Annotated in this window: 20 protein-coding genes; 6 read left to right on the top strand and 14 right to left on the bottom strand. The window is 74.7% G+C overall.

The features are described 5' to 3' along the window. Nucleotides 1-150 precede the first annotated feature (150 nt). Nucleotides 151-699, bottom strand: coding sequence for an NADPH-dependent FMN reductase (locus tag K329_RS0104615; RefSeq protein WP_043642015.1), 549 nt, complete (start codon nucleotides 697-699; stop codon nucleotides 151-153). A 127-nt stretch (nucleotides 700-826) separates the two neighbouring features. Here K329_RS0104615 and K329_RS0104620 point away from each other — a divergent pair, with 127 nt between their 5' ends. Next, a complete protein-coding gene (locus tag K329_RS0104620) occupies nucleotides 827-1420 on the top strand; it encodes a TetR/AcrR family transcriptional regulator (protein WP_043642017.1) in 594 nt (197 codons plus the stop codon). 26 nt (nucleotides 1421-1446) lie between these two features. On the opposite strand, the gene K329_RS0104625 is transcribed toward K329_RS0104620, so the two are convergent. The 4 genes from K329_RS0104625 to K329_RS0104640 form a co-directional block, all read right to left on the bottom strand. Next, complete coding sequence (locus tag K329_RS0104625) at nucleotides 1447-2037, bottom strand: NUDIX hydrolase family protein (RefSeq protein ID WP_084540977.1); 591 nt, start codon at nucleotides 2035-2037, stop codon at nucleotides 1447-1449. A gap of 58 nt (nucleotides 2038-2095) precedes the next feature. Then, nucleotides 2096-3745 carry a citramalate synthase gene (gene cimA, locus K329_RS0104630; protein WP_052336345.1) on the bottom strand — a complete coding sequence of 550 codons (1650 nt, stop codon included), beginning with the start codon at nucleotides 3743-3745 and terminating at the stop codon, nucleotides 2096-2098. 247 nt (nucleotides 3746-3992) lie between these two features. Beyond that, the gene (locus K329_RS0104635; protein ID WP_157571563.1) at nucleotides 3993-6020 is read right to left on the bottom strand and encodes a serine/threonine-protein kinase; all 2028 of its coding nucleotides are present in this window, start codon (nucleotides 6018-6020) and stop codon (nucleotides 3993-3995) included. 30 nt (nucleotides 6021-6050) lie between these two features. Then, the gene (locus tag K329_RS0104640) at nucleotides 6051-6458 is read right to left on the bottom strand and encodes an MmcQ/YjbR family DNA-binding protein (RefSeq protein ID WP_028472147.1); all 408 of its coding nucleotides are present in this window, start codon (nucleotides 6456-6458) and stop codon (nucleotides 6051-6053) included. A gap of 108 nt (nucleotides 6459-6566) precedes the next feature. Here K329_RS0104640 and K329_RS0104645 point away from each other — a divergent pair, with 108 nt between their 5' ends. Then, nucleotides 6567-7577 (top strand): daunorubicin resistance protein DrrA family ABC transporter ATP-binding protein, encoded by a 1011-nt coding sequence (locus K329_RS0104645; RefSeq protein ID WP_028472148.1) that lies wholly within the window; start codon nucleotides 6567-6569, stop codon nucleotides 7575-7577. Next, nucleotides 7574-8440, top strand: a complete 867-nt coding sequence (locus K329_RS0104650) for an ABC transporter permease (protein ID WP_028472149.1) — start codon at nucleotides 7574-7576, stop codon at nucleotides 8438-8440. The genes K329_RS0104645 and K329_RS0104650 overlap by 4 nt, the downstream gene beginning before the upstream one ends. 3 nt (nucleotides 8441-8443) lie before the next feature. Here K329_RS0104650 and K329_RS0104655 read toward each other — a convergent pair whose 3' ends face one another. The 3 genes from K329_RS0104655 to K329_RS31880 form a co-directional block, all read right to left on the bottom strand. Beyond that, a complete protein-coding gene (locus tag K329_RS0104655) occupies nucleotides 8444-9541 on the bottom strand; it encodes a branched-chain amino acid aminotransferase (protein WP_028472150.1) in 1098 nt (365 codons plus the stop codon). Between the two features lie 138 nt (nucleotides 9542-9679). Continuing rightward, nucleotides 9680-10789 (bottom strand): 3-isopropylmalate dehydrogenase, encoded by a 1110-nt coding sequence (locus tag K329_RS0104660; RefSeq protein WP_052336346.1) that lies wholly within the window; start codon nucleotides 10787-10789, stop codon nucleotides 9680-9682. 11 nt (nucleotides 10790-10800) lie between these two features. Continuing rightward, nucleotides 10801-10926, bottom strand: a complete 126-nt coding sequence (locus K329_RS31880; RefSeq protein ID WP_281169794.1) for a hypothetical protein — start codon at nucleotides 10924-10926, stop codon at nucleotides 10801-10803. Between the two features lie 498 nt (nucleotides 10927-11424). Between K329_RS31880 and K329_RS0104680 the strand changes: the two genes are divergently transcribed. After that, nucleotides 11425-11991: an O-methyltransferase gene (locus tag K329_RS0104680; protein WP_052336347.1), complete on the top strand. Its 567-nt coding sequence runs from the start codon at nucleotides 11425-11427 to the stop codon at nucleotides 11989-11991. On the opposite strand, the gene yczE is transcribed toward K329_RS0104680, so the two are convergent. Continuing rightward, on the bottom strand, nucleotides 11880-12671 hold the full coding sequence (gene yczE, locus K329_RS24590) for a membrane protein YczE (protein ID WP_211225725.1): 792 nt from the start codon (nucleotides 12669-12671) through the stop codon (nucleotides 11880-11882). The two genes, K329_RS0104680 and yczE, sit on opposite strands and share 112 nt — an antisense overlap. Nucleotides 12672-12732: 61 nt before the next feature. Between yczE and yczR the strand changes: the two genes are divergently transcribed. Further along, entirely contained in the window at nucleotides 12733-14199 is a 1467-nt protein-coding gene (yczR, locus tag K329_RS0104690; RefSeq protein WP_028472154.1) for a MocR-like transcription factor YczR, read from the top strand. A 6-nt stretch (nucleotides 14200-14205) separates the two neighbouring features. Here the strand turns inward: yczR and serA are convergent, their stop codons facing one another. Continuing rightward, nucleotides 14206-15825: a phosphoglycerate dehydrogenase gene (serA, locus tag K329_RS0104695; RefSeq protein ID WP_028472155.1), complete on the bottom strand. Its 1620-nt coding sequence runs from the start codon at nucleotides 15823-15825 to the stop codon at nucleotides 14206-14208. A 304-nt stretch (nucleotides 15826-16129) separates the two neighbouring features. Between serA and K329_RS0104700 the strand changes: the two genes are divergently transcribed. Next, nucleotides 16130-17746, top strand: a complete 1617-nt coding sequence (locus tag K329_RS0104700) for an ABC-F family ATP-binding cassette domain-containing protein (protein ID WP_028472156.1) — start codon at nucleotides 16130-16132, stop codon at nucleotides 17744-17746. Between the two features lie 227 nt (nucleotides 17747-17973). Here the strand turns inward: K329_RS0104700 and K329_RS29320 are convergent, their stop codons facing one another. From K329_RS29320 to efeB, 4 genes are all read right to left on the bottom strand, one after another. After that, complete coding sequence (locus K329_RS29320; RefSeq protein ID WP_052336348.1) at nucleotides 17974-18777, bottom strand: hypothetical protein; 804 nt, start codon at nucleotides 18775-18777, stop codon at nucleotides 17974-17976. Next, the gene (locus tag K329_RS0104710) at nucleotides 18774-19139 is read right to left on the bottom strand and encodes a type VII secretion target (RefSeq protein WP_028472157.1); all 366 of its coding nucleotides are present in this window, start codon (nucleotides 19137-19139) and stop codon (nucleotides 18774-18776) included. The genes K329_RS29320 and K329_RS0104710 overlap by 4 nt, the downstream gene beginning before the upstream one ends. Further along, entirely contained in the window at nucleotides 19136-19573 is a 438-nt protein-coding gene (locus tag K329_RS0104715) for a hypothetical protein (RefSeq protein WP_028472158.1), read from the bottom strand. Before K329_RS0104715 ends, K329_RS0104710 begins: the two co-directional genes overlap by 4 nt. 209 nt (nucleotides 19574-19782) lie before the next feature. Beyond that, nucleotides 19783-21087: an iron uptake transporter deferrochelatase/peroxidase subunit gene (gene efeB / locus K329_RS0104720; RefSeq protein ID WP_028472159.1), complete on the bottom strand. Its 1305-nt coding sequence runs from the start codon at nucleotides 21085-21087 to the stop codon at nucleotides 19783-19785.

A 21087-nucleotide genomic window follows, 5' to 3' on the forward strand; every position in this document is an offset into this window, starting at 1 on the left:
GCGACCGACCTCGAGCGACCGGTTCGCGGTAGGTCGCACCCGTCTGACGGGTATCTCCTACCGCGAAGGGCCGAGGCTCGACGACGGGTGACCGTTGCGCGGTAGGTCGTACCCGTCCTACGGGTATCTCCTACCGCGAACGGCCGGGGCTCAGGCGGCGACGGAGTCGTCGTGGGCGACGAGGTCCTGGAGCACGACGAGGGCGTCGGCGACGAGCTGGCCGTCGGTGCTGAGGTCGGGCGACGTCGGCGTGGCCGAGAGACCCTTCGGGAGCGCGACGCCGCCGGCGATGCCGACGGACTTGCGGGCCTCGTCGTGGGCCCACACGCCGCCGTACTGGCCGAAGGACGCACCCACGACCGCGACCGGCTTGCCCTTGAGGGCGCCGGCGGCGTACGGGCGGGAGCCCCAGTCGATGACGTTGGCGAGCACGGCCGGCATGCGGCCGTTGTACTCCGGCGTGACGAAGAGGATGCGGTCGGCGGCGGCGATCTGCTCACGGACGCGCGCGACGGCCTCGGGGGCGCCGGCGGCGTCGACGTCGTCGTCGTAGAACGGCAGGTCGGCGAGACCCTCGGCGATCTGGACCTCGACGCCCTCGGGGGCCTCGTCGCGCAGGCGCTCGGCCAGGCGGCGGTTGACGGAGCCGGTGCGGACGCTGCCGACGAGGGCGAGGACGCGGACGGGGGTGCTGGTCATGGGATTCATCTCCGGGAGGTCGGACCGCGGCGGGCGGTCGGTGACAGTTCGACGTTCAAACGGACCACAGTCCGTTTTCATTCCGGACCATAGTCCGTTTCGACCCCCGTCGTCTAGGCTCTCCCGCGTGACGCACTTCTCGCCGCTGCCGATGGCGGACGCTCCCCGCGAGCGCTCCGACGCGGCGCGCAACCGCGACGCCGTGATGTGTGCCGCTGCCCGGCTGGTGACCGAGCTCGGCGTCGACGCCGTCACGATGGACCGAGTGGCTGCGGAGGCCTGCGTCGGGAAGGGCACGGTGTTCCGCCGCTTCGGCAGCCGGGCCGGTCTCATGGCGGCGGTGCTCAACGGTGCGGAGACGGAGTTCCAGGAGCGGGTCATCTCGGGCCCCCCGCCGCTCGGGCCGGGGGCGGGCACGGCCGAGCGGCTGCTGGCCTTCGGGCCGGCACGGCTCCGGCAGAACCTCCTGCACGGCGCCCTGCTCGAGGCGGCCGCGTCGATCCACGGCCGCTCCCACGCGGCGTACTCGTTCAACCTGCTGCACGTGCGCCACCTGCTCGCCGAGCTGGAGGTCGGCGGCGACCTGCCGCTGCTCGCGGCGGCGCTGCTCTCCCCGCTCGAGGTGCCGGTGCTGCGCTCCCAGGTGGAGGTGCAGCACCTGCCGGTCGAGCGGCTCGAGGCCGCGTGGGTCGACCTCGCCCGGCGGGTCGCCGGGCTCTGACCCCGGCCCCGGGGCCTCGGGAGGGGTCAGACGGTGATGGCGCCCAGGTGGGCGAGGGCCTGCTTCACGAGCACGCCCCGACCGCCCTCCATGTCGGCGAGCACCTCGTGCGCCAGCGCGTCGGCCGGCGTCAGCCAGGTGAGCTCGAGCGCGTCCTGCCGCGGCTGGCAGTCGCCCGTGACCGGTACGACGTACACCAGCGCCACCGCGTGCTGGCGCGGGTCGTGCAGCGGGGAGACGCCCGGCAGGGGCAGGTACTCCGCCACGGTGAACGGCACCGGGTTGGCGGGGATCTGCGGGAACGCCGAGGGACCGAGGTCCTTCTCGAGGTTGCGCAGCAGCGCGCGGCGCACGGTCTCGCCGAGGAGCACGCGACCCGAGACCAGGCTGCGGGTCATCTTGCCGGCGGCCGAGGCCCGGAGCAGGATGCCGACCTCCTCGACGTTGCCGAGGTGGTCGACGCGCACCGGCACGGCCTCGACGTACAGGATCGGGACGCGGCCCCGCGTCTCGGCCAGCGACTCGCCCGACAGCCAGCCGGGAGCCGCCTGCGCGTCGACCCCGAAGACGCCGGGAGTGGGCTCGCGCTCGGGTTCGTGGGCACCGAAGAGGGTCATGCGCGCATCCTGCCAGGCGGATCCTGACGCGACGCCACACGCCCCGCCGGGGCGCTCGTCACACCCCGTCCGCGCCGGTCGCGCCCGCACCCCGGCGGTAGAGCCCGAAGGTGACGCTGTCGAGCAGCGCGCCCCACGAGGCCTCCACGACGTTCGCCCCGACGCCCACGGTCACCCAGGTCGACTCGCCGTCGGTGGTCTCGATGAGCACGCGGGTGATCGCGTCGGTGCCGTGGCCCTGGTCGAGGATGCGCACCTTGTAGTCGATGAGCTGGAAGCGGGCGACCTCCGGGTGCACCTGGCCGATGGCGGAGCGCAGCGCCTGGTCGAGCGCGTTGACCGGCCCGTTGCCCTCCCCCGTCACGACGATCCGCGACCCGCCCGCGTTCAGCTTGACCGTGGCCTCCGACAGCGCGTCGGCCCCCGGACGGCTCTCGGTGATCACGCGCCACGACTCGACGTCGACGTACGCCGGGCGGCGGCCCGAGACCTCCTCGACGAGCATGAGCTCGAACGACGCGTCGGCCGCCTCGAAGGTGTAGCCGCGCGACTCCAGCACCTTCACGCGGTCGGTGATGCGCGTGACGAGCGCCTTGCCCTCGGGGCTGTCCACCGAGAGGTCGAAGCCGAGCTCGCGTCCCTTGAGCTCGATCGAGGCGCGTCCGGCCATGTCGGAGACCAGCAGGCGCATGTCGTTGCCGACCGCCGCCGGGTCGAGGTGCTGGTAGAGGTCGGGGTCGACCTTGATGGCGCTCGCGTGGAGGCCGGCCTTGTGGGCGAAGGCCGAGGTGCCGACGTACGGCTGGCGCGACGCGGGCGGGACGTTGGTGACCTCCGCGATGGCGTGGGCGATGCGGGAGGCCTCGCGCAGGCTGCCCGGCGGCAGCACCGGCCGCCCCAGCTTGAGCTCGAGGTTGGCGACCACCGTGATGAGGTCGGCGTTGCCGGTGCGCTCGCCGTACCCGTTGATGCAGCCCTGCACGTGGGTCGCGCCGGCCTCGACGGCCGCCACCGTGTTGGCGACCGCGCAGCCGGTGTCGTTGTGGCAGTGGATGCCCACCCGACCGCCGGTCGTGGCGACGACGTCCGTGACGATCTCGCCCACCCAGGCGGGCAGCATGCCGCCGTTGGTGTCGCAGAGGGCGACGACCTCGGCACCGGCGTCGTACGCCGCTCCCAGCACGTCGAGCGCGTAGGCGCGGTTGCGGCGGTAGCCGTCGAAGAAGTGCTCCGCGTCGACGAAGACCTGCAGGCCCTCGGCCCGCAGGTGGGCGACCGTGTCGCGCACCATCGCGAGGTTCTCCGCCAGCGTGGTGCGCAGGGCGAGCTCGACGTGGCGGTCGTGCGACTTCGCCACCAGGCACACCGTCCGCGCGCCGCTCTCGCGCAGCGCCGCCACGAGCGGGTCGTCGGCGGCGGCCGTGCCCGCGCGCCGGGTGGAGCCGAAGGCCGCGAGCCGGGCGTTCTTGAGGTCGAGCTCGGTGCGGGCCAGGCGGAAGAACTCGGTGTCCTTCGGGTTCGCCCCGGGCCAGCCGCCCTCGATGTAGCCGACCCCCAGCGCGTCGAGCTGGCGCGCGATCGCGAGCTTGTCGGCGACGGAGAGGTTGAGCCCCTCCTGCTGGGCGCCGTCGCGCAGCGTCGTGTCGTAGACGTGGAACGCACCCTGGAGGTCCAGGACGGCTCCGTCGGTGCTGAGGAGGTCGGTCATCTCGGTGCTCTTCTCCGTACGTCGGTCGACCGGCCGTCGACCCGGGTGCTGCTCCGCTCGTTCGTCGTGGCGTCGTCCTCCGGGCACAAAAAAACCTCTCGGGGTACGAGAGGTGGGCGCGCCGGGAGGTACGGCGCGCTAGGGAATGACGATCGGACGGGGGTGCCCGGGCTGTCGGTCTGGTCCTGCCACGTCGATCAGTGTGGCACGAGCCACGGGCGACGGCGAGGGTCGTTCCGCCGTACGGTCAGCGCCCGGGCAGCAGCGAGTCGACGAAGTCGCTCGCGATCCGCTCCGGCGAGGCCGGGCGCGAGGGCGCGTCGCCCGCCGGGGCCCAGCTGGTGCCGGACTCGATGGCCAGCGCCGCGACGGCCGCCCCGGCGGCGACCACGAGCGCCCACGACAGCACCCACGCGGGCACCGCGCGCGACAGCGGCCGCACCACCGCGCGCACCGGTCCGCGCACGCGCGAACCGCCCGGACCGGTCCAGACGCTGACGGCGAGCACCGCACCGCCGACGGCCAGGCAGCCGGCCGTGGGCGCGCCCAGGGCGAGGGCGACGAGCGCCGCGCTGAGCGCGAGGATCAGGGCCCACAGCACCAGCATCGACGAGCCGAGCACCGACACGACCAGGTGCCAGGGCGCCCCGAGCAGGGAGCGCGGACCGTCGGACCAGTGCGCGCCGCGCACCGCCCGGCGCTCGCGTCGCGCCGTGCCCGACAGCGACACCGCCCGCACGAGCCAGACGGCGACACCGACCCCCATCAGGGTCAGCCAGGGCGCCACGACGGTGCTCGCCGTGAGCAGTGCCCCCAGCGCCAGCACGAGCAGTGAGGCCCGGAGTCGCTCCCCGACGGTCCGCCGTGGGGCGGGCGGTTCGCCGTACCCGTCGGGCGGCACAGCGGGACGGGCGCGCGGGTCGGGTCGCTGCTGGTCGCGCAGCGGCACGGGCCCGGCGTACGGCGTGGGCGCCGGCCGCTCCTGGGAGGGCTGCCACGCACCCGGCGGCGGGGCCGGGGGCTGCTGGTACGGCGCCCGCTGCGCCGGCGGGTGGAGGTCGGCGGCGGTGCGCGGGGACCGTTCCGGGGCCGGGGTCGGCGTGGGCGCCGGGGTCGGCGCGACCACCGGGGTGTCGAGGAGCGTCGGGGCGTCGTCGGCCAGGCGCTTCGTGGCCGCCGCCTGCGGCGAGAGGGCCGGGCCGTCGACCACGGTGCGGGCCTCGGGGTCGACGGGCGTGTCCGCCGGGTAGCCGTCCCACCCGTCCCACCCGTCGTCGTCGCCGAGGTCGCGGGCGGCTGCCCCTCCCGCGGCGGCGGCCGCACCACCGGCGAGGGCACCCCCGGCGAGCGCCGAGGCCGGCGGGCTGGAGGTGACGGGCATCGTCGACGGGATGGCGCCCGTGACCCCGAGCGGTGCGGGGCGGGTGCGGGTCGAGTCCCCCGCGCTGGCGGGGTCGATCCACGCGCGCAGGGTGTCCAGCGTGGGCCGGCGGGCGGGCTCCGGGTCGAGCGCGGCCTCGAGGGCGGCCCGCAGCTCGGTCGGCAGTCCGTCGAGGTCGTGCTCGCCCCGCCGTACGCGGTCCATCACGGCCATCGCGGGACCGCGGCCGAACGGCGCGCGGCCGAGGCCGGCGTACGCGATGGTGGACGCGAGGGCGTGGACGTCCGCGGCCGGAGAGGCGTCCTCGCCGTGGAGGATCTCGGGCGCCAGGTAGCCGGGGGTGCCCAGCAGCCAGCCCGTGTGGGTCAGCCGGGGGTCGTCGGCGACGCGGGCGAGCCCGAAGTCGATGAGGATCGGGTTGCGGCCCTCCATGAGCACGTTCGACGGCTTGATGTCGCGGTGCAGGACGCCGACGCGGTGCACCGCCATGAGGGCGGCGCAGAGCTCGCTGGCGAAGTGGGAGAGATCGCGCTCGTCGACCGGCCCCTCCTGGCGCACGTGGTCGTGGAGGCTGAGGCCGGGCACGTAGCGGGTGGCGACGTACGGGATGTCGGCCCACGGGTCGGCGTCGACGATCTCGGCGATCTTGGGCGACTTGATGCGGCTCAGCGAGTTCACCTCGCGCGCGAGCCGGGCGCGGGCCTCGTCGTCGCCGACCACGTGGGGGCGCAGGACCTTGAGGGCCACGCGCCGTCCACCCGGCTTCTGCGCGAGGTGCACCACGCCCATGCCGCCCTCGCCGATGCGGGCGAGCAGGCGGTACTCGCCCACGCGCAGACCTGCGGGTGGGCGGTGGCCCGGGGCCTCCTGCCCCGACGGGGGTGCCGTCGTCACGGCAGCGAGGCTACCCCCCGGGGCGGTCGGTCACGCTTCGCCACGAGCGTCGAGCTCGGCGACCAGCCGCGTGCCCGCGACGAGCCGGTAGGAGGCGTCGACCAGCTCGGCCACCTCACCGAGGTCGACGTCCGGGACGTCGAGGTCGAGCCCGCGCCAGCCGAACGGCCCCCAGTAGGCGGGCAGGAAGAAGCGGGGGTCCTCGTCGAGGGCGGCCACCTCGCCGGGGTCGGCCTTCACCACGACGGCGGCCGGGTGGGGCCGGTGCTGCCCGGGCGCCAGCTTCTCCCCCGCCCCGAAGAGGCAGAAGATCTTGCCCGCGCGGAAGACGGGCCGACCGTGCGACACGGCCTCCTCCGCACCGGGGAACGCGAGCGCGATCTCGCGGACCCGCGCCAGGTGGGGGTCGTCGGCGTCGAAGGCGAGCGGATGGGTCATGGCACCTCATCCTGCCGTGCGGATCCGACAGCGGCAGAGCGATGAGTTCCGGGGGCGAGCGCGGTCCACTCCCTCGACACCCCGCCACCCCTCCACCAAGGAGCCCTCGTGACCTCCTCACCACCGGCCATCGAGGCCCACGGCCTCGTGAAGACCTTCGGTGCGAACCGTGCCGTCGACGGCGTCGACCTGGTGGTCGACCCCGGCACGGTCTACGGACTGCTCGGCCCGAACGGCGCCGGCAAGACCACCACCGTCAAGCTGCTCGCGACCCTCCTGAAGCCCGACGGCGGCGAGGCCCGGGTCTTCGGCCACGACGTCGCGTCCGAGGCCGACCGGGTGCGCAGCCTCATCAGCCTCACGGGCCAGTACGCCTCGGTCGACGAGGACCTGACCGGCACCGAGAACCTCGTGCTGCTGAGCCGCCTGATCGGCTACTCCAAGCCGCAGGCGCGCAGCCGCGCCGCCGACCTGCTGGACGCGTTCGGGCTCACCGAGGCGGCCGGACGTCAGGCGAAGGGCTACTCGGGCGGGATGCGGCGCCGGCTCGACATCGCAGCGAGCCTGCTGTCGACCCCGCGGCTGCTGTTCCTCGACGAACCGACGACCGGGCTCGACCCGCGCAGCCGCAACCAGGTGTGGGACATCGTGCGCGCCGTCGTCGCGCAGGGCACCACCGTGCTCCTGACGACGCAGTACCTCGACGAGGCCGACCAGCTCGCCTCCCGGATCGCCGTCATCGACCGGGGCCGGGTGATCGCCGAGGGCACCAAGGGCGACCTCAAGGCCTCCGTCGGGCTCGGCTCCGTGCACGTGCGCCTCCGCGACCCCGACCGGCGCGACGAGGCGGCCACGTTGCTCACCACGATCCTCGGCTCCGACGCCCAGCGTGAGAGCGACCCCGTCGCGCTCACGGTGCGCATCGAGCCGGGCGACGAGCCCGGCGCCGCGGGTACGGCGACCGCCCTGGCCGCCGACCGCTCGGCGACCGCGCTGCGGGCCCTCGCGGACGCCGGCATCGTCGTCGACACCTTCTCGCTCGGGCAGCCGAGCCTCGACGAGGTCTTCCTCGCCCTCACCGACCGACCCGCCACCACCGACGAGGAGCGTGCGGCATGAGCACCACGGAGACGACGCCCGAGAAGGCCACCGCGACGCCCGCGGCCGAGAGCGCCCCGGCACCCTCGTCGATCGCGCGCATCCTCCTCGCCGACCCGCCGCCCGCCCGCCCGACGGCGTGGTCGGCCTCGGTGACGTTCGGCTGGCGGGCCGTGCTGAAGATCAAGCACGTGCCCGAGCAGCTCTTCGACGTCACGCTCTTCCCGATCATGATGACCTTGATGTTCACGTACCTCTTCGGAGGCGCGCTGGCCGGCTCCACGTCGGCGTACCTGCAGTTCTTCCTGCCCGGGATCCTGGTGTCGAGCATCGCGATGATCACGATGTACACGGGCGTCTCGGTCAACACCGACATCGAGAAGGGTGTCTTCGACCGGTTCCGCACCCTGCCGATCTGGCGTCCGGCACCGATGGTGGGCTACCTGCTCGGCGACCTCCTGCGCTACCTCATCGCGGCCGTGGTGATCGTGTCGATGGGCCTCGTCCTCGGCTTCCGCCCCGAGGGCGGACTGGTCGGGGTCGCGGCAGGCGTGGCCGTGCTGCTCGTCTTCTGCTTCGCGTTCTCGTGGGTGTGGACGATGTTCGGCCTGCTGCTGCGCTCGGAGAAGTCGGTGATGGGCGTCAGCATGATGGTGCTGATGCCGCTGACGTTCCTCTCGAGCACGTACGTCGACCCGGCCACCATGCCGAGCTGGCTCGAGGCGTTCGTGAACGTCAACCCGATCACGCTCGTCGTCGACTGCGTGCGCTCGCTCTGCGCCGGGACCCCCGACACGGGCGAGCTGCTCACCGTCGCCGCCGTCAGCACGGGCTTCGTGGCCGTGTTCGGCCCGATCACGATGCGGCTCTACAACCGCAAGTGACGCTCAGACGACGCGGTGCATCCACCCGAAGGTGTCGTCGGCCCGGCCGTACTGGATGTCGACCAGTGCCTGGCGGATGGTCGCGGTGACGGGGCCACCCTCGTCGTCGCCCGTGGCGCTCGGCACCTCGCCGCTGCGCGACAGCAGCCGACCGACCGGCGTCACGACGGCGGCCGTGCCGCACGCGAAGACCTCGGTGATGGCGCCGCTCGCGATGCCGTCGCGCCACTCGTCGATCGAGATGCGGCGCTCCTCGACGCGGTGGCCGAGCTTGCCGGCCAGGTCGATGATCGAGGAGCGCGTGATGCCCTCGAGGATCGTGCCGGTGGCGGGGGTGACGATCGAGCCGTCCTGGTGCACGAAGTACATGTTCATGCCGCCGAGCTCCTCGACGTACCGGCCCTCCTCGGCGTCGAGGAACACGACCTGGTCGCAGCCGTGGCCGATGGCCTCCTGCTGCGCGACGAGCGAGCTGGCGTAGTTGCCGCCGGTCTTCGCCGCGCCCATGCCGCCACGGCCGGCGCGCGAGTACTCCTCGGTCAGCCAGAGGCTCACCGGCTTCGCGCCGCCCTTGAAGTAGGAGCCCGCCGGGCTCGCGATGACCATGAAGGTGACGTGCTGCGACGGTCGCACCCCGAGGAAGACCTCGGACGCGAACATGAACGGTCGCAGGTAGAGGCTCTTCTCCCCCGCGCCGGGCGCGCTCGCGTCGGGCACCCAGCGCTGGTCGACCTGGACGAGGGCGTCGACGGCCTGCACGAACTCGTCGGCCGGGAGCACCGGGAGCGCGAGCCGGTGCGACGACCGGACCATGCGGTCGGCGTTGGCCTCGGGACGGAACGTCCACACGGAGCCGTCGGCGTGGCGGTAGGCCTTCATGCCCTCGAAGGTCTCCTGCGCGTAGTGCAGGACGGCGGTCGCCGGGTCGAGGGTGAGCGGGCCGTACGGCGTGATGCGGGCGTCGTACCAGCCCTTCTCGGGCGTCCACTCGACCGTGAACATGTGGTCGGTGAAGTGGGTGCCGAAGCCGGGCTCGGCCAGGATCCCGGCCAGTCGCTCGTCGGGGACGGCCGCGTCGGAGGGGGTGGTGCTGATCTGCATGGGGGGCACGTTAGTCGACCTTCCGGGCCGGAGGAGGCATGGGGACGGGGTGGATCCGCTCGAAATAGGACCAGCGCCGGGCACGTCGTGCGTGCCCGGCGCTGGTCCGACGAGGGGGTGGTGCGTCGGTGGCGGGGCTCAGCCGGCTACTCGCGCGGCGACGGCGTCGCCGATCTCGGCGGTACGGCGCGGCGCGGCGCCCTGCTCCCCGCGGGCGGCGAGGTCCGCGATGACGGCGTCCTCGATCGCAGCGGCGGCGTCGGTGTGCCCGAGGTGGTCGAGCAGCAGGGACGCGGAGAGGATCGCGGCGGTGGGGTCGGCCTTCTGCTGGCCCGCGATGTCGGGCGCGGAGCCGTGCACGGGCTCGAACATGGACGGCGTGGTGCGGTCCGGGTTCACGTTGCCGGAGGCGGCCAGGCCGATGCCACCGGTGATGGCGGCGGCGAGGTCGGTGATGATGTCGCCGAAGAGGTTGTCGGTGACGATCACGTCGAAGCGGGCGGGGTCGGTCGCCATGAAGATGGTGGCGGCGTCGATGTGCAGGTAGTCGACGGCGACCTCGGGGAACTCGGCGCCGACCTCCTTCACGAGGCGGCTCCAGACGGCCCCGCCGTACGTGAGCACGTTCGTCTTGTGGATGAGCGTGAGCTTCTTGCGGGGGCGGCGCCGGGCCCGCGCGAACGCGTCGCGGACGACCCGCTCGACGCCGAACGCCGTGGTGATCGAGACCTCCGTGGCGAGCTCGGCCGGCGTACCGACGCGGAGCGAGCCACCGTTGCCCGTGTAGGGGCCCTCGGTGCCCTCGCGCACGACGACGAAGTCGACGTCGCCCTGGCCGAGCACGGTCTCCGACAGCGGCGAGGTGACGCCGGGGAAGATCCGGGACGGGCGCAGGTTCACGTAGTGGTCGAGCTCGAAGCGCAGCCGCAGGAGCAGCCCGCGCTCGAGGAGGCCGGGGGGCAGGTTCGGGTCGCCGGGCTTGCCGCCGACGGCCCCGAGCAGGATCGCGTCGTGGGAGCGGATCTCCTCCAGCGCCGAGTCGGGCAGCACCTCGCCGGTGGCGAGGTAGCGCTCGGCGCCCAGGTCGTAGCGGGTCGGCTCGAACTTCACACCGGCGGGAGCGGCGACCTCGAGGACCTTGAGGGCCTCGGCGGTCACCTCCTGGCCGATGCCGTCGCCGGGGATGACGGCGAGCTTCAGCGAGCCGGGTGCGGTGGCACCGGTGGGGCTGGTGGAGGAGTCGGTCATGGCGGGCGAGCCTAGTTGTCGTCGGGCCGGTCGCCGCGCGTGTCTCGCAGGTCAAGCGACCGCTGGACGGCCTCGTGGCTGTGCGGGTTGGCGGGGTCGTGGCTGGCGGGTCCCCACTCGGGATACATGTCGTACATGGCTGGTCTCCTGGGGTGCTGGCGCACCGACGGCGAGGTCGGGCGCGGTGTCGGGTGGCCGCTGGGACGCGGCGCGGGATCGGGGTGTGCGGCCGGCACGGGTGGCCGGGTGCAGCGGCGCCGGAGGACCGGCGTGACGCCCCCACGACGGGGCTGTCGAACCCATGGATCACAAGGGAGAGGACCAGGCGGAGCTGCGGATCGCGCGGGGGGTGACCACCTGCTGCGTTCCGTCGCGGGGCGTCAGGCCCGCACGGGCGACCGATCAGGGGTGGGAGCCGGTCGCCGTGGTGCGGGGATCCGATGAGGCCGAGTTCAACGCCGAACGCCGCGGCGAGGTGGCCTCACCGTCAGTAGGCCTCGCCGCGGCACTCGATAAGTACGAGAACGCTCCGCATAGTGGGGCGACCGTACTCCCCGGTCGGGTCCCCGAGGAGGGGGTCACGTGAACTGGCTCACGATGCGAGACAACGAGGCCGGGATGGCAGACTCGTCGGGGTGAGCGCACCCCCCGAACTCCCCGACATCGTGGCCCGTGCGTTCGACGTCTCCCGCCGCGCGGGCTACGTCTCCTTCTGCCGCAACGAGACCGGCCGGCTGCTCGCGATGCTGGCCGCCACGCGGGGCGGCGTGATGGCCGAGTTCGGCACCGGGTGCGGCGTCGGGACGGCCTGGCTGCGCAGCGGAGTGCGGGGCGCGGCCCACATCCTCACCGCCGAGCTGGACGAGAAGCTCGCCGGCGCCGCGGCCGAGATCTTCGTGGACGACCCCCAGGTCGAGGTGCTCGCCGCCGACTGGTCGACCCTCGGCAGCAAGGGCCCGTTCTCGCTGCTCTTCCTGGACTCGGGCGACCCGGGCTCGGTCGGCGTCGACCAGATCGCCGACCTCGTGGAGCCGGGCGGCATCGTCGTGCTCGACGACTTCGTGCCGTGCGAGATGTGGCCGCCGATCACCTACGGGCGGGTCGACACGCTCCGCGAGCAGTGGCTGACCGACGAGCGGTTCACCGCGGTCGAGGTGATGGTCGCCTCCGACGCCTCGGCCGTCGTCGCCACGCGCCGCTGACCCTCGCCCGCGTCGCCCTCCCCCACCGCCACCGCCGGTGAGGCGAGCTCGACGGTGCACCACGGCAGCATCAGCTGGGCCAACGGGCCGATCGCGAGCGCGTAGAGCAGCGTGCCGACGCCGGCCACGCCCCCGAGCGCCAGCCCGGCGAGCACCACGGAGACCTCGATGCCGGTGCGCACCGACCGCAGCGACCAGCCGGTACGGCGCGACAGCCCCGTCATGAGCCCGTCGCGCGGACCGCGCCCGAGCTGGGCGCCGATGTAGAGCGCGGAGGCGAAGCCGCAGAGCACGACGCCGCCGACCATCAGCGCGATCCGGGCGGCCATCGCCTCGGGCGGCGCGATGAGCGCGATGAACAGGTCGGCGCTGAGCCCGATGAGCAGGGGGTTGGCGACCGTCGCGACCCCCGGCACCTCCCGCAGCGGCCACCACAGCGCGAGCACGACGACGCTGGTGAGGATCAGCACCTGGCCGAGCGTCAGCGGCACGAGACCGGCGAGCCCGGAGTGCAGCACGTCCCACGGCGCGAGGCCCACGGCGCCGCGCACCATGAGGGCGAGCGAGACGCCGTACAGGACGAGACCGACCGTCATCTGCGGGAGCCGGCGCGCGAGGCGCCCGGCCCGCAGCTGGGCGAGGGGACCGAGGTCGACGAGGGAGCGACGCGGAACGTTCATGGACTCAGCCTGCAGCCCATTGGCCTTGTCCTGAATAGCCACTTGCGGAAGAGTGGCCTGCATGAGCGTCACGATCAGCCCTCAGCGCATGGCCACCCTCGTCGACGGGTTCTCCCGCACTCCGGCGTACGACGGGCTGGCCGGCGCCCTGCGGCTGGCCATCGGCGACGGCCGCATCCCGTACGACGCGAAGCTGCCCAGCGAGCGCGACCTCACCGGCGTGCTCGGCGTCTCGCGCACCACGGTGGCGCGGGCCTACGCCCTGCTCGTCGACCAGGGGTACGCCGTCGCCCGCCGCGGCTCCGGGACGTTCGCCCGGGTGCCGGGTGGGCGCGGTCGGGCCCGCGACCGCGCCCTGACCCCGTCGAGCCCGGCGACCCGGGACGTCGGTTCGGGCGAGGTGCAGGACCTCGTCTGCGCCGCCACCTCGGCCCCGCCCGGCATCGCGGAGGCGTACGCCGCCGCGGCGGCCGACCTGCCGGCGTACCTCGGCGGCCACGGCTACTTCCCGACCGCCCTCCCCCAGCTCGCGGAGGCGATCGCGGCGTCGTACGAGCGCCAGGGCCTGCCGACCCGGCCCGAGCAGGTGCTGGTGACCACGGGCGCGCTCTCCGGCACGGCCGTCGCCGCCCGGACGCTCCTGCGGCCCGGCGACCGGGCGCTCGTCGAGTCGCCGGTCTACCCCAACGCCGTCAGCGCCCTGCGCAACTTCGGTGCACGCATCACCACCGCGCCGGTGCACCGCGACGGCTGGGACCTCGACGCGGTCGGGGCGGCGCTGCGGCAGGCGGCCCCGCGGGCGGCGTACCTGATCCCGGACTTCCAGAACCCGACCGGCCACCTCATGTCCGGCCCCGACCGGGCGACGCTGGCGCGGCACCTCGCCGACGCGCACGTGACGCCGGTGGTCGACGAGGCCCACCGCGCGCTCGTGCTCGACGAGGTCGAGGTGCCGGCGCCGTTCGCGACGTACGCGCCCTCCACGATCACGCTGGGCAGCGCCAGCAAGGCCTGGTGGGGCGGGCTGCGGCTGGGCTGGATCCGGATGCCGGCCGCCCGCGTCGGCGAGGCCGTCGAGGCGCGGCTCGGGCTCGACCTCGGCGCACCTGTCTTCGAGCAGCTGGTGCTCACCCACCTGCTGGCCGGGGACGGGGCGGCACTGGTGGCGCAGCGCGACCGGCTGCGGGTCCAGCGCGACCACCTGGTCGCCGCGGTACGCCGGGAGCTCCCCGACTGGCGGTTCACGGTGCCCGCCGGCGGGATGGTGCTGTGGTGCGAGCTGCCCGACGTGCCCCACGCGAGCGCCAGCCAGGTCGCCCACGAGGCGGAGCGGCTCGGTCTCGTGATCACGGCGGGTCCGCAGTTCGCCGCCACGGGCGGGCTGGACAGGTTCGTGCGGCTGCCCTACGCGCAGGACGCCGGGCAGCTCGACCTCGCCGTCGCCCGCCTCGCGCGGGCGTGGGCCCGGGTCGCCGACGGCGCGGGGTCGGGGCGGTCCCGCGCCGGATCGCCCGTCATGGTGGCGTGAGCGGCCTCAGACCAGGCTGACCGCGCGGGCGTCCGTGGCGTCGATCGCGTGGCTGATGTCGGCGAGCACGCGCTCGTCGATCGCGCGGTCGGTGGAGAGCACGACCAGGCTGTCGCCCCGCGCGCCGCCGGTCCGGCCGGTGCCGCGGGAGACCTGCATGCCGGCGATGCTCACGCCCGCCTGGCCCAGCAGCATGCCGATCTGGCCCACGACGCCGAGGTGGTCGTCGTACGAGAGGAAGGCGAGGTGCTCGCCGGCCTCGATGTCGACGTCGAAGCCGTTGACGGCGACGAGGCGCGGACGCTGCGCGATGCCGACGAGGGTGCCGGCGACCCGGATGCGCGTGCCGTCGGCGAGCGTGCCGCGGAGGGCCACGACGTTGCGGTGGTCGGGGCTCTCCGGGTCGGTGACGAGCTGGACGGCCATGCCCCGCTCGGCGGCCAGGAGCGGGGCGTTGACGTAGGAGACCCGTTCGCCGGTGATGTCGGCGAAGACGCCCTTGAGGGCCGCGAGCTCGAGCACCCGCACGTCGTGCTCGGTGATCTCGCCGCGCACCTCGACGTCCACCTGCTGCGCCACCTCGCCGGCGAGGGCGGTGAAGATCCGGCCCAGGCGCTCGGTGAGGCCGATGCCGGCCCGCACGGGCTCGGCGATCACCCCGCCCTGCACGTTGACGGCGTCGGGCACGAGCTCACCGGCGAGGGCCTGGCGCACCGAGCGTGCGACGGCCAGGCCCGCCTTCTCGAGGGCCTCGTGGGTCGCGGCGCCGAGGTGGGGCGTGGTGACCACGTTGTCGAGCTCGAGCAGCGGGCTGCCGGTGGGCGGCTCCTGCGCGAAGACGTCCACGCCGGCGGCCGCCAGGTGGCCCTCCTTGCAGGCCGCGTGGAGCGCGTCCTCGTCGACGACCCCGCCGCGCGAGGCGTTGACCAGGATCGCGCCGGGCCGGACCCGGGCGAGCTCGGCGGCGCCGATCACGCCGACGGTCTCGGCGGTGCGGGGCAGGTGCACGGTCAGCACGTCGGCCTGCTCGAGCAGCTGGTCGAGGTCGACGAGGCGTACGCCGGTGCGCGCGGCCATGCCGGCCTGGACGTAGGGGTCGTACGCGACGAGGTCCATCCCGAAGGCGGCGAGGCGCTGGGCGACGAGCACGCCCACGCGTCCGAGCCCGACGATGCCCGCGGTCTTGCCGTGCAGCTCGGTGCCGACGAAACGGGAGCGGTCCCACTCCCCCGCCCGGAGGGACGCCTGGGCGGCCGGGACGTGCCGGGCGGCGGCGAGCACGAGGGCCACGGTGAGCTCGGCCGCGCTGACGACGTTGGCCGAGGGGGCGTTGACGACCATCACGCCGTTCTGCGTGGCGGCCCGGACGTCGATGTTGTCGAGGCCGACGCCCGCGCGGGCGACGACGCGCAGCCGGGGGGCGGCGTCGAGGAGGGCGCGGTCGACGCGGGTGCCCGAGCGGACGACGAGCGCGTCGGCGCGGGTCACCGCGGCGAGGAGCGCCGTGCGGTCGCACCCGTCGACGCGGACGACGTCGAACTCGGGACCGAGGGCGGCGACCGTCGCAGGGCTCAGGGGCTCGGAGAGGACGACGACGGGCCGTCGGCCGGGCTCGGGCTGGATCACGCGTCGATCACGGGGGCGCCACCTTCGGTGCAGCGCGCGGGCCTCGTTCGGGCGCGCGCGTCGGGAGGATCTGCACCACGGTGTGCGGGGGCCGATGCTACCGGGGGCCGGCGAGCGAGCGGGAAAACCCGTTGACCCGACCTCGGGGCGCCCCTAGGTTCGACGGGTCCCACTGCCGCTCGAGAGGCTCCTGTTGCTCGTCTGACGTCGCCCCCTGCCGACCGCCGAGGCCCCGCGCACCACCGTGCCCGACACCACCGTGCCCGCGCCCCGGTCGGCTCCCGACGTCACCTCAGGAGCACGCATGTCACTCCCCTCCGCAGTCATCACCCTGGCCTCGCTCACCGTCACCTGGCCCGACGGCACCACCGCCCTGCGCGGTCTCGACGCCCGCTTCGGACCCGGACGCACGGGGCTCGTGGGCAGCAACGGGTCCGGCAAGTCGACCCTGCTCCGCGTGCTGGCGGGCGCGCTGCCCCCGGGCGCCGCGGAGGTCGCCGGCCACGCCTCGGTGGCCGGCCGGGTCGGCTACCTGGCGCAGGACCTCACCTCCGCCGTCGCCGAGCCCGTCGACCGGTTCGTCGGCATCGCCGGTCTGCGCGCGGCCCGGGCCGCGATCGAGGGCGGGTCGCTCGACCAGCGCCACTTCGACGCGCTCGACGGACGGTGGGACGCCGAGGAGCGGCTGCTCGCCGACCTCGACCGGCTGGGGCTGCCCCACGACGTGCTCGACCGCCGGCTCGGTGAGCTGTCGGGCGGCGAGGTCGTGCGCCTCGGGCTCGCCCGCCAGCTGCTGGACGCGCCCGACGTGCTGCTGCTCGACGAGCCGACCAACAACCTGGACACCGCGGCCCGGGCCCGCGTGCACGACGTCGTCGGGTCCTGGGGCGGCAACCTCGTCGTCGTCTCCCACGACCGCGACCTGCTCGAGCGCGTCGAGCGGGTCGGCGAGCTCCACGACGGCGAGCTGACCTGGTACGCCGGGGGCTGGTCGTCGTACGTCGAGCAGCGCGACGCCCAGCAGGAGGCGGCCGCTGCGGCGCTCGACGCCGCGCGCGGCGAGCTGCGGCGCCGGGAGCGCGGCCGGGCCGAGGCCGAGCAGCTGCTCGCGCAGCGCCGTCGGGTGGCCCGGAGGACGCAGGCCACGCAGAACCTGCCGAAGATCCTGGTCAACGCCCGCAAGAACTGTGCCGAGGGATCCGCCGCCTCGCTGCGCGGCACCCACGGTGAGCGCGTCGACGACGCCCGCGAGCAGGTCGAGGAGGCGGAGGCGCGGGTGCGTGAGGACACCTCGGTGCGCATCGACCTGCCCGACACCGAGGTACGGCGTGGCACCCCCGTGCTCGAGACCCGTGACCTCGTGCTCCGCACCGGTCGCGCGATCGACCTCGTGGTCACCGGTCCCGAGCGGATCGCGGTGGTCGGGGCGAACGGGACGGGCAAGACGACGCTGCTGCACACGGTCGCGGGGCTCGTCGGAGCCCGGGCCGGCACCGTCGACGTGGGGGTGCCGCTCGGTCTGCTGCGACAGCGGCTCGACGGGCTCGACCCCGGCGCGACGGTGGTCGACGGGGTGCGCGCGCAGGCACCCGAGGCGGAGCTGCAGGACGTCCGCGCCGGGCTGGCCCGGTTCGGCTTCCGCGGTGCGCGCGCCGACCGGGCCGTGGGGTCGTTGTCGGGCGGCGAACGCTTCCGCGCCGAGCTCGCGGCGCTGCTGCTGGCCCGACCGGCGCCCCGGCTGCTGCTCCTCGACGAGCCCACCAACAACCTCGACCTCGCGACGTACGACGCCCTCCTCGGCGCCCTCGCCGCCTACCGCGGCGCGCTGCTCGTCGTCAGCCACGACCAGCGGTTCCTCGACGACCTCGAGATCGACCGGGTGGTGGACCTGTCGGCCGAGGCACCCGGCCCCGAGGCGTGAGACCCGGGCGATCCGGGTGATCCGGTGCCGTCTGGTGGCACCGGATCACCCGGCTGGCGCACGGCGTCGGTCCAGAGGTGCGCTCCGGTGTCAGCAGGTGGCACCGGAGCGCACCTCACCGGCTCACCCCCCGGGCGGGAAGCGTGGTCTCGAGACGCTCGCCGGCGCTCGCTCCTCAACCACCGGGAGCTCAGCCGGCGCTCGCTCCTCGACCACCGACGCGCGCCTCACAGGTCGTCGTACGTCAGCGCGTGGCGCACCGCGCCGAGGCCGACGGTGGAGGTCATCGCGACGGCGTCGAGCGCCGCCGTGATGCCGCCGATGTCGTCGCGCAGCCGGCTGAACGCGCTGACGAGGTCGTCGAGCACGCCGCGCACCCGGCTCGTCTCGCTCGCGACGCGCCTCCCCAGGTCACCCAGCACGACGGGCACGCCGACCCCGGTGAGCAGGGCCGGGGCCCGCTCGAGGAGCCAGGCGACCACCCCGCTGATGGTCTCCCGCACGAGCTGGCGCACCCCGGCGACCAACGACGCGCCGAGCCGCATCGCGCCGCCGACGCCCGCCGCGGCGACCGAGCAGGCCTCGACCATGAGGGCCCGGGAGCCGGCGAACGCGCCGTACGCGTCGGAGGCCATGCCGTCCCAGCCCGCCGTCGCGACGCGGGCCGCCGAGCCGTAGTCGTCCGCGACCGTGTCGAGACCGGCAGCCACGTTGTCCCAGGTCGCGGCGAGCGCCATGACGGCGTCGGGGTCGCCCGCGAGGTCGTCGAGCATGCGGCTGAGGGGGTCGAAGTGCTCCATCACCCAGCCGATGCCCAACGAGACGAGCGGGCCGAACAGGCTGCGCTGGGCCATGGCCTCCTGGGCGAGGTCGCCCGCCTCGGCGGCGAGGCAGCCGGAGAGCACCGTGCTCTCGATCCAGTCGCCGTCGCGGGCCGCGACCCCCAGCGTGTGGAGCGTGTCGAGGGGGCCGGAGCCGGTCGTGGGGCCCGTGCTGTCGACGGCGGTCGCGACGTACGGGTTGTCGCTCATGCGCCGACCACCGTCCCGACCTCGCGCCACGGCAGCCCCCGCACGTGCTCGACGACCTCGCCCAGCCCCCGGCCGACGTCCGCGGAGAGACCGTCGGCCACGTCGATGCCGAGGGCGGTGGCGCGCAGCTCGCCGGCGGCCAGCGTCAGCGCACCCACCGTCGTCGCGCAGGCCGCCACTCCCCCGACCTGCAGCGGCGCCAGCGCCCCGTGCACGAAGGAGCAGAGCCGCCCGAAGGCGTCGGCCGAGACCGCGGTGCCGGCGGCCGCGTCGAGCACGACGGCCGACTCGTCCGCGATCGCCTCGACCCGGCGGGCGTGGCGGCGCAGCTCCTCGGTGGTCGCCGCGAGCCGCGCCGTCACCGGAGCACCCCGTCGGGCAGGGCGCCGGCGGGCGCCGTACGGGCTGACGGGGTCGGGACCCCGAAGACCAGGGCCGCCTGCTCCCGCAGGTGCTGCGCGGTCGCGGAGCCGGGCCCGAAGGCGTCCGACGCGATGTGGTCGAGCACGCCGGGCAGACGCGACCGCGCCGCCCCGACCGCCGCCAGGACCGTGCGCCCCACGCGGTCGCCCCCGCCGGCCGCGAGCCGGTCGTCGACCTCGAGCGCGACCACGGCACCGAGGTGGTCGAGGGTGACCGTCGCGCCCGCGGCGTGGCGTCCGACGACCCGGACCTCCTCCAGCGAGGCGGCGTACCGGCGCGCCCGCTCCGCCCGGGCCTCCGCGTCGCGCACCACCTCGTCGATCGCCGCGCGGGCCTCCGCGGCCCCGGCGTACGGCACCTGCTCCTCGCCCATGTCTCCCCCGTCTCCTCGTCGGTGTCGCGACCGGCACGGACACCGGTCGACGGGCACCAGCGTGGCCCGACGAGGGGGTACGACGGAAGCGCCCGCCGGCCGGCCTGTGGACGACCGCGACGACCCGGCGGCTCGTCCACAGGCGAGCGGACGACCGGTCGCGCGAGGGCCGGTCGGGAGGCACCATGGGCCTCCGCGCGACGGGTGCGTCAGGCGAAGAGCGCCTGCCCGACGTGCTCGCCCGGAGCGACGCCCGGGGGCACGGCGAACAGGGCGGAGGAGGTGAAGCGCAGGTACTCCATGAGCAGGTCGCTGCGGGCCATCGCCGTCTGCACCGGGATGAAGCCGGTGCGCGGGTCGCGCACGAACGCGATGAAGAACAGACCCGCGTCGAGACCGCCGAGCTCGGTCGTGCCGTCGACGAAGTTGTAGCCGCGCCGCAGCATCCGGGCGCCTTCGAACCGGCTCGGGTGCACCATGCTGACGTGGGCGTCGACGGGCATGATCGGCCCGTCGCTGCCCTGCATCTCGAAGTCGGGGTCGACGTCCTCCGCACCGCCCGAGAGCGGACCGCCCGAGCCCTTGAACCGGCCCACGAACCGCTCCTGGTCGCCCAGGGGCTGCCGGTCCCAGACCTCGATGGTCATCGCGACGCGGCGGGCGACCAGGTAGGAGCCACCGGTCAGCCACGCCGCCGCGGGGTCGTCGTCGGCGCCGACCCAGACGTGGTCGTCCAGCGCCTGCGTCTCCTCGGCCCGGATGTTCATGGTGCCGTCCTTGAACCCGAACAGGTTGCGCGGCGTCGACTGGCTCGTCGTCGTGGTCGACGTGCGGCCGAAGCCGAGCTGCGACCAGCGCACCGAGACGGTGCCGAACCCCATCCGCGCCAGGTTGCGGATCGCGTGCACCGCCACCTGGGGGTCGTGCGCGCAGGCCTGGATGCACAGGTCGCCGCCGGAGCGCGCGGGGTCGAGCACGTCGGCCGGGAAGTGCGGCAGAGGCTCGAGCGCGGCCGGACGGCGGTCGGCGATCCCGAACCGGTCGCCGTCGTCGGGGTGGTCGAACAGGCCCGGGCCGAAGCCGAACGTCACCGTGAGTCCCGACGGCGGCAGGTCGAGCGCCTCGCCCGTGTCGTCGGGCGGCAGGTTCTGGCCCCCGTTGACCGCCCCCAGCGGACCGGCGGACTGGCCCTGCGTCATCCGCTCGGCCGCGTCGGTCCAGCGCCGCAGCAGGTCGACCAGCCGGTCCCGGTCGTCGGTGATGACGTCGAACGCCGCGAAGTGCAGGCGGTCCTGGGCCTCGGTGACGATGCCAGCCTGGTGCGTGCCGCGGAACGGGTACGACGCGGTGTCGCCCCCGCCGCCCGCAGCCTCGGCACCGGCCTGGCCCGCGACGTACCCGCCCGTCGCGAGCGCGGCGCCGCCGAGCAGCACGCCTCCGCCGAGGAGCCCCCGGCGGGAGACTCCCCGGCGGGGCGCGTCGGGCCCGGGCTGCGCGGGTTCCTGGTCGGGCAC

Source organism: Nocardioides alkalitolerans DSM 16699 (assembly GCF_000426525.1).
Taxonomy (GTDB): Bacteria; Actinomycetota; Actinomycetes; order Propionibacteriales; family Nocardioidaceae; genus Nocardioides; species Nocardioides alkalitolerans.